Here is a 15,658-nt window from a genome sequence, read left to right on the forward strand (position 1 = left end):
TCTAGGTTTAGGCGATTTGCTGCTTCGAGAGGTGGGTTTTCGACCGCGGGAAAATTTAGATTCCAAAGAGCGCGTTATGCTCCCTCTTCGAGTCGCTGATACCTGTCTTCGAACCGTGCAAGACAAGATGGACAACAGAAGTGATAGATCTCACCATCGATTCGCGTCGTCTCACCCTCATTATCGACGGTATTGTTACATTCGGCACAGGTGAGCGCAAATTCGACGCCATCGACGGACGGCGTCCATTCGATCTCGTCGATTAGTGTGACGGTGTAACCCGCTACATCGACCTCGTTGAAGAGTCCATCTACCCACTGACGAACGTTCTGGGCTTCGACACGAGCATAGAACCAAAGATCCCCTTCTGCGGTCGTGAAGACGTGTTCAACGCCATCGGATTCCCGAACTTGATTGCGGGCGGTCTCCAGCGATGCTGAGCCGATTTCGGCTTGAATAAATACCGGAACACCAGCCCGGAGATGAGCTCGGTTGACGTCAATCGTGAAGTTGTTAATGATGCCAGCTTCCTGTAATCGCTTGACCCGGTCGGAAACGGCCGGCCCCGACAGACCGACCTCCTCGCCGATATCGCTGAACGGGCGGCGGGCGTCATCAGCGAGTAACGAGAGGATTTCCAGGTCGGTTTCATCTAGATTGCGCATACGACCGCTTCGTCTCGCAGGATACATTATTGTTGTCCACTATTCACCTTCGAAATCGGCGATTCTAGGCTGCGATAACATTGGATTCCAAGCAGAAAACCACATAGAATACTCGCCCCTATCTACGAATGGATATGACTCAGACAATCACCGTCGAAGGAATGACCTGTGAACATTGCGAGCAGACGGTCGAAGAAGCACTCGAAGAAGTTGAGGGGGTTACTTCCGCAACTGCGGATCGCAACTCAGAATCCGCGACAGTCGAAGGGTCCGCTGAACGGGATGAACTCGTGACTGTGGTCGAAGACGCTGGATACGATGCCTCCGCGTAACAAATCCCGATTCTCGTCGAATCGGATTCGGGGAGGGATTGATACGACTGCCAATCCCAGGTGTAGATACTATGACTGATACACTTCCGTTCGATGCCGTCCGCGAGCTCGACGTCGGCGGGACGACGTACAAGATGGCCGATCTTCGAGCACTCGAAGAACAGGGACTCTGTGACCTCGACACGCTCCCGGTGAGCATCCGTATTCTGCTTGAGTCGGTGCTCCGGAACGCCGACGGCGAAGCTGTTACTGCGGCGGACGTCAAGAATGCTGCTGGCTGGGAGCCAGACGTACCGGACGCGGAGGTTCCGTTCTCTCCATCACGAGTCGTCCTACAGGACCTCACTGGTGTGCCCGCAGTCGTCGACCTGGCGGCCCTTCGATCCGAAGTCGACCGAAAAGATCGAGACCCAACCCTGGTCGAACCGGAGATTCCTATTGATCTCGTGATCGACCACAGCGTCCAGGTCGACTACTTCGACTCCGAAGACGCCTACGAGAAGAACGTCGAACTGGAGTACGAGCGCAATGCCGAGCGGTATCGCGCGATCAAGTGGGCCCAGAACGCCTTCGAGAACTTCAACGTCGTCCCGCCGGGTACCGGCATCGTCCACCAGGTGAATCTCGAGCATCTGGGCCGGGTCGTCCACGCCCGCGAGCAAGACGGCGAGAACTGGCTCCTGCCGGACACGCTCGTCGGCACGGACAGCCACACCCCGATGATCGGTGGCATCGGTGTGGTCGGTTGGGGCGTCGGCGGCATCGAAGCGGAAGCGGCGATGCTCGGCCAGCCGGTTACGATGAAACTCCCCGAGGTCGTTGGCGTCCGTCTCGAAGGCGAATTACCCGAAGGCGCGACGGCGACGGATCTCGTGCTCCACATTACCGAACGGCTCCGCGAGGTCGGCGTCGTCGACCGGTTCGTGGAGTTCTTCGGTCCTGGTGTGGAGAACCTCACAGTCCCCGACCGGGCCACGATCGCCAATATGGCGCCCGAACAGGGTTCGACGATCAGCATGTTCCCGGTCGACGAGCAGACGCTCGAATATCTCGAACTCACCGGACGGGATCCCGACCACATCAACCTCGTCCGCGAGTATCTCGAAGCGCAAGGGCTGTTCGGAGAACAGGAACCGGAATACACCGAGGTGGTCGAGTTCGATCTCTCGACAGTCGAACCGAGCCTGGCCGGACACAAGCGGCCACAGGATCGGATTCCGATGGGGGACGTGAAACAGAGCTTCCGGGGACTTCTCCACGGGGAGTTCGAAGACGACCTCGATGATGTCGACGAAGACGCCCTACAGCGGTGGCTCGGCGAAGGTGGTGCAGCTGATGCGGAGACCGACGGCGGCGTTCAGGTCGAACCCGAATCGGAACTGCACCCGTTAACCAAACGCGTCGAGGTCGACCTCGACGGTGAGACAGTGGAAATTGGACACGGAGACGTCCTCGTCAGCGCCATCACGAGCTGTACGAACACTTCGAACCCGTCGGTGATGATCGCTGCTGGTCTGCTTGCCCAGAACGCCGTCGAGAAAGGTTTAGATGTCCCGCCGTACGTCAAGACGAGTCTCGCACCCGGCAGTCGTGTCGTCACGCAGTACCTCGAGGAATCGGGCCTGCTTCCGTATCTCGAAGAGCTCGGGTACGCGGTCGTCGGCTACGGCTGTACCACTTGTATCGGGAACGCCGGACCACTTCCTGATCCCATCGATCAAGCGATCGACGACCACGACCTCTGGACGACGAGCGTCCTCTCCGGGAATCGGAACTTCGAGGCGCGTATTCACCCGAAGATCCGCGCGAACTACCTCGCGAGCCCGCCGCTCGTCGTCGCCTACGGCCTCGCAGGGCGGATGGACGTCGACCTCGAGAACGAGCCGCTAGGCACCGACGAGGAGGGGGAATCGGTGTATCTGGCGGACATCTGGCCCGACGCAGCGGACGTGCAGGCAGCAATCCACGAGAACGTCTCTCCTGAGATGTTCGAGGAGAAGTATGCCTCTGTGTTCGAGGGTGACGAGCGGTGGGCTGCTCTCGACGCGCCCACAGGTGACGTCTACGAGTGGGACGACAACTCGACATACATCCGAGAGCCGCCGTTCTTCCAGGACTTCCCCCTCGAAAAACCCGGCGTCGCCGATATTGAGGATGCACGCTGCCTGCTGACACTCGGCGATACCGTTACGACCGACCACATCAGCCCTGCTGGCCCCTTCGGATCTGACCTCCCTGCCGGCCAGTGGCTGCTCGATAACGGCGTTGAGCCGCACGAGTTCAACACCTACGGCGCGCGCCGGGGCAACCACGAGGTGATGATGCGGGGAACGTTCGCCAATGTCCGCATCGAGAACGAGATGCTCGACGATGTCGAGGGTGGCTATACGATCCACCACCCAACCGACGAGCAGACGACCGTGTTCGAAGCCAGCCAGCGCTACCGCGAGGAGGGAGTCCCGCTCGTCGTGATGGCAGGCGAAGAGTTCGGTACCGGCTCCAGCCGGGACTGGGCGGCGAAAGGAACGGACCTACTCGGTGTTCGCGCAACCATCGCCGAGAGTTACGAGCGCATCTACCGCGACAACCTCGTCGGCATGGGTGTGCTCCCCCTGCAGTTCGATGATGGCGACTCGTGGGAATCTCTCGGTCTGGATGGGTCTGAGATCTTCACGATCCACGGCCTCGATGACGGGCTCGATGTGATGGACGAACTGACCGTTATCGCCGAGCGCGCGGACGGGTCGACTGTCGAGTTCCCGGTCACAGCACAGGTCGGCACGCCGGCCGCCGTGACCTATATCGAACACGGCGGCATCCTCCACTACGTCCTTAGACGGCTCCTCATGCGATAATCTCTCTCAACTGACTCTATTTCTGGAAGCACAAGCAACACGAAAAACTTTGAGTCCAAATTAGCGTTTCAATCGTGCGTAGACTCTGTTCGGATGATGCCCGCTACGTTATCCATCTGAGCTGAAACGTGTGCGCTCTCACCAGCAACATGCGTAATTAAATCGTCCAGAGTGATCATCCCGATAACGCTCCCGTCTTCAACAACCGGGACGTGTCGAGCACCCGCTTCGTTCATTTGTCTCAGGACTTTTGGAATCTCAGCATCTGCTGGCACAGTAAGTGGGTCACGCGTCATCACGTCAGCAGCTCGTACGTCGTCTCCACTCGTCTCGGCTGTGAGCACACTTAACTCGCTTTCCTCGGTGAGCAGGTTAGCAATCAGGTCTCGATCGGTGATGATACCAGAGATCTGATCGGATTCTTCGACGACCACGTACCTGGCACACCGCGATTGGGAGATCATCGTGTGAGCGATCTCGGCAACCGTGGCGTCAGGCGTGACACGGGCGACCGACTCGTCAGCAATCCGCCCAATGTCCATCCGGAGGTCAGTTGGTCTGGTACCCATGCTAATCAGTACGATTCATAACAGGAAATAGCTTAGCATCAGCTGGTCGTCATAGAAATCCCCGGCTCTGTTGAAATCCTCAGTATTTGATAGTTTTGTACCCTCAATCGATCAGTACAGGTAATGCAGGTATCGATCCAGATGTGAGAGCGATCGAGACCCAAATACGGGTTTGAGCGTTCCTCACGACATTATGAACTGGAAACCTCTTTCCCCACGTGAACCGACGGACGTACCTTGCATCTGTATGTGCTGCTGGCGTCGCCGCAACAGCAGGATGTAGTACAATTTCGGGTAGCAAAACACTCTCTGAACCGACTGTAAATACGGAATCTAGCGGGAGGAAGGCTCTCATTTTCACAGAGAACGACGAGGAGGTCGGTCACTTAAGTGTCGATGGAAGCGTGACATCCGGACGTATCGATCTATCGACCGAGATATGGCACCGGGGCGGGACGAACGTGGAATCGATCAAACTGAGAGTTTGGATGCCCGAAACAGCAATGGAATCCCCCGCAGAGGTCGCCGTCGTCTCGCCAGTGGAAGGGGATAGCTCTCCACCACCATCGGTAGCACTCTATACGCCTGATCAAGCGCTCGGAACGATCATCGAGATCACCGATTTAGACGACCTCGCAGACGAAACCATCAGCACACTCAATCTCATCGTAATTCCGGGGTCAGAAACGGCTACACGCCTCAATATCCACACAACCATCGAACTCTCGGGTGGCGGCACTCTCAGTAGTGACTACACGCTGGATGGCGAACTCCAGTTAGTGTATCCACATCTCAGTGATAAGTGACGGACCGGCCCTCCACTGATCGAGAATCAGTTACCACCACTCGGATTGCAGACGCGGTCTTACCGCTGACTCGGTCGTTCAGATCTACAATCATCACCCGCAAATCGTTCAGGATAGGTAGTATACATAGGTGTATAGCCGGTTGAGTATCCGAATCACTATGACACTCCAACCGGGATAGCACCCACATGAAGCGGCGTGCCCTTCTCTTACTCGGTGTGACTTCGCTGTTCGGCGGCTGTCTCGAAATTGGCGAGAACCGGCCACAACCACAGCTCGCATGGATTTGGTTACAGAACGACCGTGAGGAAGAGTACGAAGTTGACGTGGTCGTCGAAGAGGACGGTAAGTCGGTGTTTTCCGAAACGTACCAGTTGGGAGCGACGTCGGATACTGCAAACATCAACGTGGAGGACCCTGTCGATGAGCCAGGTCACTACGTCGTCCGGACCATGATGGATGGCGAAACCCGTGAGGTCGATATAGCCGAGTTCGTTGACGGCGACGAGAACTGCGTCGGAGTTCGATTCTCGTTACTCAACAATGGAAGTGTAGAGTACTGGCCGAAATCCATGCAGCAATGTTAGGTTTGCACTTTTCAGCGACCAGCTGTTTCGGACGAGTATGAGTCTGAAGAGAAGGATTTAAACAGAGCCAAACCCTCGACTCTTCAACCCTGAGAGACGATAATCTCCAAACTTTGTGAAGTTACAAAAGGTGTTACCAGCTACGCCACTATCCAAGAGCGATGGTTATTATGAGTTAGTTTCTCCGGGGAAAGAGGATGTACGACAAGATTTTGCTCTCAACTGACGGGGCGTTGCTTTTGAGGAGGCTGAATCTCACGCAATCGCGGTAGCAGAGGCCAGCCGACTGGCAGAGGTGATTGTACAGTATGCTGACGCCGAAGATATGGATCTACTTGTGCTCGGACGAAACACCGACCGGAAGAATACCGGGCTTTGCTTAGAAGCGTAACCGACCGCGTCCTGCGATTGACGACCCGCCCAGCAACCGTCGTGAAGACGGAAGTCGACGAGTAGCGGAAGAACAGTCAGTAACGGCCGCCGTCAGGCGTGAGTCGAGCACGCCGGCGTTCGAACTCCTCGTCGTCGATTTCGCCACGAGCGTACCGTTCCTGGAGGACAGCGAGTGCGCTATCCTCGGTGGGGCCGTCCGATGACGACCGCGTTGTCAGCCAGTAGACGATGTAGACGGGGAGGGCGATTAGAAGTGCCATCCACAGCAAACCGATCAACATTATCCCCCAGCTCCATATTCCCCACCCGGCCATGTGACCATCATTCCACATCCCGTCATGCCAGTCCCACATAACTGTATCTGGAACAGCAGCATGCGTCAGGGTCATTCCAATGATGACGGCTAGCGTCAGTGCTCCGATGACGATGAGTCCCAGAGAACGAATCCCGCGTGATTGAATTGGATTTTGCATTATTGTACTCCTGAAGAGAGTTCGGCGTGGTTAGCCGAGGATGTATTCGAGGGCGGGGTAGCGCTCGACGAGCGCTTCTCCACCGATCTCGTACTGTTCGATGTACTGGTCGAGCCCGAGGATGCGGCCCGCGGCGAACGCGGCGACCGCGAGGAACACGAGCATGTACGCGAAGTCCCCGTTGATGAACCCGTGGCCCATGTCCCAGTTGCCGAAGTAGAACATGAGCATCATGAGCGCGCCGAAGAACGCCGCGAGGCGGACGAACGCGCCGACGAGCAGGCCCAGTCCGATGAACAGCTCGCCCCACGGGACAGCGACGTTGGCGAATTCGACGAACCACGGCGTCGAGCCCATCCACGCGAACAGGCCCGCGAGCGGGTTCCCGTTGGTCGCCGCGACGTTCGACAGGTAGCCGCCAGCGCCGAACTCGCCGGTGATCTTCGTGAACCCAGAGTACGCGAACGCGTACCCCATCATGAGACGGAGCGCGAGCACGAACCACGCACTGAGACTGTGAACTTTCCCGCCGACGGTCAGGCCGCCGACTCTGCTCTCGAGCTGGTTCATGCCGGAGTCAAGTGTGGACATAGTTATTGCACCTTCAACTATCAGTACGGAGGCAGAGACGATATAGTAGCGAGCCGGCGTTCTGAGTCAGAAAATCGGCGGGCTATATTACGCTCCTGTCGCGAGTAGAGACGTGTGACCGAGGAGTCCGACCCGTCGGAAATCTTCGCTACACTCAACGACGAGTACGCTCGCGACATCCTCGTGGCGACGAAGACCGACCGACTGTCTGCGAAGGAACTCAGCGAGGAATGTGACATGTCACGCCCGACCGTCTCACGCCGTGTCACCCGCCTCGTCGAGCAGGGCCTCCTCGAGGAGTATACGCACGTCGACCCCGGGGGACGACACTACAGCGAGTATGAGGCGCGCCTCGAACGCATCGAAATCCTCCTGCAGGCGGAGGGCTTCGACGTCAACATCGACATCCGGCCTGACCCCGCCGACCGGATTACGACCATCTTCGAGGAAATGCGGGGAGACTGAATCATGGACCACACGCTATTCGTCATCGGCAAACTGTTCACGACCGCGTTAGCACTGGTCATCGCATATCAGGCCTATCGCGGGTACCAACGACATCACACGCAGTTACTCCTGTACGTCGCCGCCGGCTTCGCATTGGTCGGGCTTGGCGGCCTCCTTGAAGGCGTCCTCTTCGAACTCCTCCAGGTGTCGATCTTCGAAGCAGGATTCGTCGCAGCACTCGTCACCGCAGCCGGGATGCTGTCTATCCTCTACGCCCTGTATGCCCCGAATCCATAAGGATTCAGGACGCCCATTCGACAAGCGGCCTCTGCGCGTCGTGCCCGGTTCGAAGCCGCTACTGTTCGGACTCCCCTCGTTCTCGATAGTGTAGCGTCGTAGTGGGAGTTATATCCATATCGGTCGTACCATATCGTATGATTCGAACACTCGTCGGTGTCCTCGGCGCTATCTCAGCGCTGTTCCCGGACGAAATCGTCGAGCTCTTCGAGAAACTCGCCATTTCGAATCCAGACGAGGGAACAGTGAGAGGGTGGATACGTCCAGCAGTCCGGTCGGAGGGTGTTCTGATAGCTGCGCTTTCACTCTTTAACGGGCGAGCATACGCATTGCTGATGAATCTTACCGGCGTGTTCGGTGCGATAGTCCTCTTATTTCCCGACCTGTATCAGAGATTTGCCACCGCGTTCCTGTACGAGCGTCCAGAGTCGATAGAATGGAACGAGCGATTCCGCTTGGGCATTCGGGCTATCGGCGCACTCTATGTCTTTTTAGCGGCGAAGACGTACAGAGAGCGTCACAACGATACTTGAGCCACCTCGCTATTGACACCTGGCGCATCCGATGTCTAGTTCGTTACGGCCGCAGGTATCACTTTGAATCTAAAGTTTGAGCCCCACGATATCAGTATGATCGAAGGGGAAATCCGCTAAAGAGAGGAGGCCGTGTGTATCCCTGTATGACGACGACGATCATCGTGGAAGGCATGACGTGCGGTCACTGTGAGCAGACGGTCGAAGAGGCCCTCGAAGAGGTATCCGGCGTGACTGACGTGACCGTCGACAGGGAGAGCGAACAGGCGAGCGTCGATGGTGAGGCAAATGTCACAGCTCTCGTGGAGGCCGTCGAAGACGCCGGGTACACCGCTTACGCCTGAGAATCGCGCGGACCACTCCGAGACAACGGCCAACCGTTGTCTTTGAAGCTTCGCTACGCTGGTCCTGCTGTACAGTTCAGTGGGGAAGATTCAGGGGGCCAGCGGATCCACCTCTACAGAGAATATGGGCTATGGACGACCACAAAGATACAAATGAGAATCCCCCTGGAGGGGAACACCAGCAGGACGACAGCAGTCACCAGCACGAACACGGCGAGCAGGATGAATCGGACGCCGAGTCGGACGAGCAGCGGGTAGAACAGGAGCTACTGGAAGAAGAGGCACACCCTGCTGCGGAGAGTGAGACAGTGCTCGACGAGCAGCACGAGCACGCTGGACACGAGGGCGAAGGACACGACCACGGTTCCCATGAGAGCCACGGTGAGGGGCATGGCGGGATGCACGAGGGCCACGAGCAGATGTTCCGCCGGCGCTTCTTCGTCTCGACGCTCCTGTCGATCCCAGTCCTGCTATACAGCGAAATGCTGCAGGAGTGGCTCGGGTTCTCCGTCCCCGCGTTCCCGGGCAGCGAGTGGATCAACCCCGTCTTCGCGGTCATCGTCTTCGCGTACGGTGGGATGCCGTTCCTCCAGATGGCGGTACCGGAACTGAAAGATCGGTCGCCGGGGATGATGACGCTCATCTCGATGGCGATCACCGTCGCGTTCGTCTACAGCCTCGCGAGCGTGGTCTTCCCGACGCAGTCGGCGTTCTTCTGGGAACTCGTCACCCTGATCGACATTATGCTGCTGGGGCACTGGATCGAGATGCGGTCGGTGCGACGGGCCTCGAGTGCGGTCGACGAACTGGCGAAGCTGATGCCGGACACCGCCGAGCGGATTACCGACGGCGGCGACACTGAGGAGGTCCCGGTGAGTGAACTCTCCGAGGGCGACCTCGTACTCGTCCGGCCGGGTGCGAGTGTCCCTGCTGACGGCGTCGTCGAAGAGGGAGACTCCGACGTCAACGAGTCCATGATCACGGGCGAATCGAAACCGGTCTCGAAAGACCCCGGCGACGAGGTCATCGGTGGGACGATCAACGGCGACGGCAGCCTCCGCGTGCGCGTCGGTGCGACGGGCGAGGAGACGACGCTCGCGGGAATCATGCGCCTCGTCGAGGAAGCCCAGCAGAGCAAATCCAAGACACAGGTACTGGCCGACAGAGCGGCAGGCTGGCTGTTCTACGTCGCCCTCGCGGCGGCAGTCGTGACAGCAATCGCGTGGACGCTCGCGGTCTCATTCGACGCAACGGTCATCGAGCGCGTCGTCACAGTGCTCGTCATCGCCTGCCCGCACGCACTCGGGCTCGCCATCCCCCTAGTGGTCGCAATCAACACGTCATTGGCGGCTCGCAACGGGATGCTGGTCCGGGACCGTATCGCGATGGAGGAGGCGCGGAACCTGGACGCCATCATCTTCGACAAGACGGGGACGCTCACCGAAGGCGAACACGGCGTCGTCGACATGGCGACCGTCGAGGGCGTGGAAGAGGACGACGCTCTCGCGCTGGCAGCAGCCGTCGAAAGCGATTCCGAACACATGATCGCGCGAGCCATACGCGAGGCCGCCGACGAGCAGGACCTCACCGCACCTGACGCGACCGACTTCGAGGCGATCAAAGGCCGGGGCGTCCGTGCGAACGTCGACGGAAATGAGGTGTACGTCGGCGGGCCAAACCTGTTAACCCAACTCGATAGCGAGATACCCGACCATCTCCGCCGCTTCGCTGACGAGGCGGGACAGAACGCTCAGACGGTGGTATACCTTGTTCGTGAAGGCGAGCTGATTGCCGCGTTCGCGATGGCTGACGTAATCCGTGAGGAGAGTTTTCGTGTCGTCGATACCCTCCACGATCTGGGCATCGAGGTGGCGATGTTGACTGGGGACTCCCAGGATGTCGCCAACGCTGTCGCCGACGAACTGGGCATCGACACGGTGTTCGCGGAGGTCCTCCCCGAAGACAAGGACGAGAAAGTTCAGGAGCTTCAGGACCAGGGCAAGCTCGTCGGGATGGTCGGCGACGGGGTGAACGACGCGCCGGCGCTGACGCGGGCCGACGTCGGTATCGCGATCGGGAGCGGCACCGACGTCGCCGTCCAGTCGGCCGACGTCATCCTCGTCCAGAACAACCCGATGGACGTCGTTCGGCTCGTGAAACTCAGTAAGGCGAGCTACCGGAAGATGCAGGAGAACATCGTCTGGGCGGCCGGCTACAACGTGTTCGCAATTCCGCTCGCAGCAGGCGTCTTGGCACCGATCGGGATTCTGCTCTCCCCCGCTGTGGGTGCGCTCCTGATGTCGTTGAGTACAGTAATCGTCGCGATCAACGCTCAGCTGCTCCGCCGCGTGGACCTGTCCATCCCCGAGCTTCCAAGCGGGACACCAGCGACTGACGCACAACCTGCAGACTGAAACGCTCCCGATCGCTTCGGAGCTTCTTTCAATTGAGTTCGGTTGATGGACAGCAAATGGCGACACTGCGTGATTTCGGTGGGTATCGCTATGCAGTCACCGATTCCACAGTTTTCCCGAGGGATACGTAGTTTGGTATACACAGACGCTTCCTCTGATGGACTACATTGTTGCACCAGCACTAGGTTTATACCGCTTGACGGACTTCTTTCCACCATGAGCCTCGAAGAGACAGTTGACTACCTCGCCGAGGAACTCGACCTCGAGCGAAGTGAACACGTTCGCGAGGTCGGACAGTCGGTCGCCGAGCTTCGCGACTGATCAGAACATTTCTCTGAAGTCCCGTTCGACCAGTCCGTTCTCCAGATACGTGAGGAACTCTTGTTTCGTTGGTCCTTGACGGTCAAGTAGATCGTCCCGTCCTGCTCGTTCGAGAACTGCCTGCGCGAAGTCCGTACAGTGAGATTCGTGCTGCCCAGCATACTCTGTGAGGGCTTCTCTCCAGTGCATATCCAGCTCGAACTCGGCTAATCGGATTTGGATCCCGTCTTTCCGTTCGACGACGTCGACGTCCAAGTCTTCGAGTTGCTTGAAACGGAGGTTGTTCCGGCGGACAGTAATGAGCCGTTTGGAATCGACGATATAGGGATCGACCCACTCTCGCCAGGAATCGTCGTCGACGTGCGTTCGTGGCATCTCAAAATCCGGGTCCACACTCTCAATACAGAACTGCAGCATCGCGATGCCAGTTCGATGATTCGCATTCGGGAGGGAATGTCGGAGGATCAAATTCGACATCACCTCTCCAGCGACGGTCGGAAGCGGTGCTTCCCAGGAGACGTGATCGAGTGCCTGCTGGATCTTTTGTGGTTCGAACTCCTTGTAGAGCCGGAACTCATCCTCATCTCGAACTTCGACCGCGGCTTCGAGCAACTCTACTAATCGGAATGCGACAACCTGCCCAGCACGGGGGAGGTCACGAATACGATCGCTCAGCCATTCCTGATCAAAGTCGATATCTTGCGCTGATTCGATCTCTGAATCGCCTTCATAGAGCACATAGACCGGAGCTTCGAAGGGGTACCCGATGAGCTTTGTCGACTCGTCGGATTGCTCTTGCTGAGACCGGATCTCTGCTACCGATGCCGAGCTATATTTGAGTGAGAAATTCTCGGCCTGTGGGTGATGATAGAAGACGAGCCGAGCCATCTCAATGCGTATTCGTGGGAAGTGGGTAAAGCAGTCCCGCTTTGATATTGAGTTCTACTCGCCTGGTTCTACGACGTAGTGGGTGCGTTCACGTCCTCTAAATACTGGCTTTCCCACTCACGTCGCGCCTCGATCTCCCGCACTCCGCGTTGTGTGACCGTGTACACGTTCGTCCGTTTGTCGAGTTCACCTTTCTCCAGGAGGCCTTTGCCGACGAGGTCGTCGAGGTTTGGATAGAGCCGCCCATGATTGATCTCTTGTTCGTAGTAGTCGTCGAGTTCGGCCTTTACTGCGAGCCCGTGTGGTTCCTCGAGCCCGGCGATAACGTACAAGACGTCCCGCTGGAACCCGGTTAGATCGTGCATCCGTCTGCTCCCTATTTTTGAGGGATGGCATATGTTCTCTCTGGTACTCAGAAGCAGAGCTTCGGATCGAGGATATCTACCAGTACACTCGTCTCCAAACAGCGCTTAATACCCATGCCTCTGTATCACCGGTAATGGCGCTTCGGCCGAGGTCGCCGTTGAGGTTCCATGGCTGTGCTCGGTCAGCTGTCAGCCGGTGGTAATCAATTGTGTCTTCATCTCAATCCTCATCTTCCACGTGCGCGCTTTGTGGTAGGGCTGTCCCTGACGATAGAGTCGTGGGTGAGAACGACACCGTCTTCTGCTGTGATGGATGTCGAAACGTCCATCGAGTACTCGGTGGCGATGGAGTCCACAGTCGGATGGACCCGACAGACGACCCCATGCGCGAGTCCGGTGCTGGGGCGGGCGAACGCGATGCGGATACCCCTCGATTAGGGTCTGAGGAACGAGCTTTCTTTCAGGTCGACGGGATGCACTGTGCGACGTGTGAAGCATTTCTTGAATCAGTCGCCGAGGACTGCGAGGGTGTTGTAGACGTGGCAGCAAGCTACGTCACCGAGACGGTTCGTATCACATACGACCCTGATCGCGTCTCGAAGGAAACTCTCTGTGATACCCTGAGTACACTCGGCTATTCGGCAACCCTCCGTGCTGGAGGGAGCGATGACACACCGACTATAATCGGACAGTCGCGCCGGTCGGACGAGCCGAATGAACGAGGGATTGACGAGGTGCTGGGATTCCGTTACGCTGCTGGCGTCATTTTCGGGACGTTCATGCTCCTCCCATATGCGGTCCTCCTCTATCCGGCGCAGCTCTCGTCGTTCTTTGGTGAGGGGACGCTCGATATGTACGCGAGTACGTCCGGGATCGGCGGTGGAGATGGCCTGTTGATCCTCCCGCTCTTTCTCGTTCTGACGGGTGTCGTCCTCGTGTTTACCGGCCTGCCGCTGTTACAGGGTGCGTATGTCAGTCTGAAGATGCGACAGCCGAATACGGACTTTCTCGTCGCGATCACCGTGGTGAGCGCCTACGTGTACAGCACGATTGCCTTTCTCCTCGGTCGACTCGACGTTTTCTACGACCTCACGATCGTGGTTGCCGCGAGTGTGGTGGCCGCCATCTTCTACGAATCACTGAGCAAGCAGCGAGCGATGGATCGCCTGACGAATCTCACTATCTCCCACGTCACCGAAGCCAGGCGGTATGGCGCCGATGGGACGACGATGGTCGACGTACACAGTCTGGAACCCGGGGAACGGGTTCTCGTCCGTGAGGGCGAACGCATCCCAGTCGATGGTGTTCTCGCTGAGAGTGAGTGCACGGTCGATGAAGCGATCGTGACGGGCGAGTCGCTCCCGGTATCGAAACAAGCTGGGGACGAGGTCGTCGGCGGGGCGGTCGTCACAAATGGGGCTGCTGTCCTCACGGTGAGCGATGGGACAACCAGTAGTATCGATCGCCTCGTCACCTCTGTCTGGAATCTCCAGAGTGGGGATCACGGTGTCCAGCGGCAGGCCGATAAGCTCGCGTCAGTCATCATCCCGGTCGTCGTCGGTGGGGCGGTACTCGCTGGATTGGGGTCGCTTCTGGTGGGGACTGGTATTCCCGTCGCCGTCCTGACGGCGCTGGTAGTTCTCTTAGTGGGATGTCCGTGGGCACTTGGCCTGGCAACCCCGCTCTCGGTGGCAACCAGTATCGAACAAGCGGTAGAGCGGGGCATCGTCATCTTCGACGAGACAGTCTTCGAGCGCCTTCGGAACGTCGACGTCGTCGTCTTCGACAAAACAGGGACTCTCACGACCGGCCAGATGGATGTCCTCGAGGTGGATGCACCGTCGGATCTCCTTGAAACCGTCGCGGCCCTCGAACAGCGAGCATCCCACCCAGCGGCCGACGCAATCGTGAATACGTTTGCACAAAGGAATCAGGAGGGCGATCGCTCAAGAGCCGATGGGGGGGTTGCCGATGGCAGTGACCACGAGTACGCAGCGGACATCACCGAATTCACGAGCCACGCGACCGGCGTCGAAGGAGTCGTCGAGGACACGCGCGTTCTCGTCGGGAATCTCGATCTCTTCGCGGAACTTGGGTGGTCGGTGAGCGAGCAGATCGAGACGCGTGCCGCAGAGGCACGAACGGCCGGTCACCTTCCGGTCGTCGTCGGTCGTGACGGTCATGCAGAGGGCGTCGTCGTCGTGGGGGACGAACCACGGGCAGGTTGGGATGACACACTCACGCAGCTGAATGACCGTGATATCGAGATCGTTGTTCTGACCGGTGATGACGAGGCTGCTACTGACTTTCTCGACAGTCATCCTGCCGTCGATCACGTGTTTGCGGGGGTCCCGCCGGCAGGCAAGACCGCGACGATCCGGCGGTTACAGTCCCGGGGACAGGTTACAATGGTTGGTGATGGAACGAACGATGCACCGGCTCTTGCGACCGCAGACCTGGGAATCTCGCTCGGTGGTGGAACGGCACTCGCGTCCGATGCCGCGGATATTTCTATCGTCGATGATGACCTCGCGGCGGTGGAGACGACGTTCGATCTCGCAGATGCAGCTCGTCGGCGTGTCAAACAGAACAACGGGCTAGCGCTGCTCTATAATGGGGTCACGATGCCACTCGCAGCGACGGGGTTGCTGAATCCGGTGTTCGCGATGGGTGCGGTCGTGGCGACCGGCGGTCTCCTCGCAGCGAATTCGTTTCGAGACCTGCTTCACGAGTAGCGGCACCAACCCAGCGAAGCGGCAGATACCTGCTGTAACCGGG

Annotated in this window: 16 protein-coding genes and 1 pseudogene; 11 read left to right on the forward strand and 6 right to left on the reverse strand. The window is 58.3% G+C overall.

Annotated elements, in window-relative coordinates; genetic code table 11:
- Positions 1–74: 74 nt before the first annotated feature.
- Entirely contained in the window at positions 75–665 is a 591-nt protein-coding gene (locus DMP03_RS11550) for an AsnC family transcriptional regulator (protein ID WP_004594596.1), read from the reverse strand.
- A 134-nt stretch (positions 666–799) separates the two neighbouring features.
- On the opposite strand from DMP03_RS11550, the gene DMP03_RS11555 reads away from it, so the two are divergent.
- A complete protein-coding gene (locus DMP03_RS11555; protein WP_004594594.1) occupies positions 800–997 on the forward strand; it encodes a heavy-metal-associated domain-containing protein in 198 nt (65 codons plus the stop codon).
- Positions 998–1,068: 71 nt separating this feature from the next.
- A complete protein-coding gene (gene acnA / locus DMP03_RS11560; RefSeq protein WP_135830620.1) occupies positions 1,069–3,852 on the forward strand; it encodes an aconitate hydratase AcnA in 2,784 nt (927 codons plus the stop codon).
- Between the two features lie 68 nt (positions 3,853–3,920).
- Here the strand turns inward: acnA and DMP03_RS11565 are convergent, their stop codons facing one another.
- A complete protein-coding gene (locus DMP03_RS11565) occupies positions 3,921–4,421 on the reverse strand; it encodes a CBS domain-containing protein (RefSeq protein WP_004594590.1) in 501 nt (166 codons plus the stop codon).
- Positions 4,422–4,639: 218 nt separating this feature from the next.
- Between DMP03_RS11565 and DMP03_RS14645 the strand changes: the two genes are divergently transcribed.
- The 3 genes and pseudogenes from DMP03_RS14645 to DMP03_RS14650 form a co-directional block, all read left to right on the forward strand.
- Entirely contained in the window at positions 4,640–5,227 is a 588-nt protein-coding gene (locus DMP03_RS14645; RefSeq protein ID WP_204365967.1) for a hypothetical protein, read from the forward strand.
- Positions 5,228–5,415: 188 nt separating this feature from the next.
- Entirely contained in the window at positions 5,416–5,814 is a 399-nt protein-coding gene (locus DMP03_RS11575; protein ID WP_004594588.1) for a hypothetical protein, read from the forward strand.
- Between the two features lie 283 nt (positions 5,815–6,097).
- A pseudogene (locus tag DMP03_RS14650) lies at positions 6,098–6,270 on the forward strand (universal stress protein); the annotation flags it as partial.
- Between the two features lie 11 nt (positions 6,271–6,281).
- Here DMP03_RS14650 and DMP03_RS14655 read toward each other — a convergent pair.
- Both DMP03_RS14655 and DMP03_RS11590 read right to left on the reverse strand, forming a co-directional pair.
- On the reverse strand, positions 6,282–6,488 hold the full coding sequence (locus DMP03_RS14655; RefSeq protein ID WP_235908700.1) for an SHOCT domain-containing protein: 207 nt from the start codon (positions 6,486–6,488) through the stop codon (positions 6,282–6,284).
- 222 nt (positions 6,489–6,710) lie between these two features.
- Positions 6,711–7,271: a DoxX family protein gene (locus tag DMP03_RS11590; protein ID WP_004594586.1), complete on the reverse strand. Its 561-nt coding sequence runs from the start codon at positions 7,269–7,271 to the stop codon at positions 6,711–6,713.
- A gap of 114 nt (positions 7,272–7,385) precedes the next feature.
- On the opposite strand from DMP03_RS11590, the gene DMP03_RS11595 reads away from it, so the two are divergent.
- From DMP03_RS11595 to DMP03_RS11615, 5 genes are all read left to right on the forward strand, one after another.
- On the forward strand, positions 7,386–7,736 hold the full coding sequence (locus DMP03_RS11595; RefSeq protein ID WP_004594585.1) for an ArsR/SmtB family transcription factor: 351 nt from the start codon (positions 7,386–7,388) through the stop codon (positions 7,734–7,736).
- Between the two features lie 3 nt (positions 7,737–7,739).
- A complete protein-coding gene (locus DMP03_RS11600) occupies positions 7,740–8,015 on the forward strand; it encodes a DUF7521 family protein (RefSeq protein WP_004594584.1) in 276 nt (91 codons plus the stop codon).
- Positions 8,016–8,152: 137 nt separating this feature from the next.
- Positions 8,153–8,548, forward strand: coding sequence for a hypothetical protein (locus DMP03_RS11605; protein ID WP_004594583.1), 396 nt, complete (start codon positions 8,153–8,155; stop codon positions 8,546–8,548).
- Positions 8,549–8,694: 146 nt separating this feature from the next.
- Positions 8,695–8,892, forward strand: a complete 198-nt coding sequence (locus DMP03_RS11610; protein WP_004594582.1) for a heavy-metal-associated domain-containing protein — start codon at positions 8,695–8,697, stop codon at positions 8,890–8,892.
- Between the two features lie 131 nt (positions 8,893–9,023).
- Positions 9,024–11,306 (forward strand): copper-translocating P-type ATPase, encoded by a 2,283-nt coding sequence (locus DMP03_RS11615; protein ID WP_004594581.1) that lies wholly within the window; start codon positions 9,024–9,026, stop codon positions 11,304–11,306.
- 321 nt (positions 11,307–11,627) lie between these two features.
- Here the strand turns inward: DMP03_RS11615 and DMP03_RS11620 are convergent, their stop codons facing one another.
- The gene (locus tag DMP03_RS11620; protein ID WP_004594580.1) at positions 11,628–12,515 is read right to left on the reverse strand and encodes a hypothetical protein; all 888 of its coding nucleotides are present in this window, start codon (positions 12,513–12,515) and stop codon (positions 11,628–11,630) included.
- A gap of 68 nt (positions 12,516–12,583) precedes the next feature.
- Positions 12,584–12,880, reverse strand: coding sequence for a PadR family transcriptional regulator (locus DMP03_RS11625; protein ID WP_004594579.1), 297 nt, complete (start codon positions 12,878–12,880; stop codon positions 12,584–12,586).
- A gap of 362 nt (positions 12,881–13,242) precedes the next feature.
- On the opposite strand from DMP03_RS11625, the gene DMP03_RS11630 reads away from it, so the two are divergent.
- Positions 13,243–15,615: a heavy metal translocating P-type ATPase gene (locus DMP03_RS11630; protein ID WP_004594578.1), complete on the forward strand. Its 2,373-nt coding sequence runs from the start codon at positions 13,243–13,245 to the stop codon at positions 15,613–15,615.
- Positions 15,616–15,658: the final 43 nt, after the last annotated feature.

The sequence above is a fragment of the Halosegnis rubeus genome, assembly GCF_009184545.1.
GTDB lineage: Archaea > Halobacteriota > Halobacteria > Halobacteriales > Haloarculaceae > Halosegnis > Halosegnis rubeus.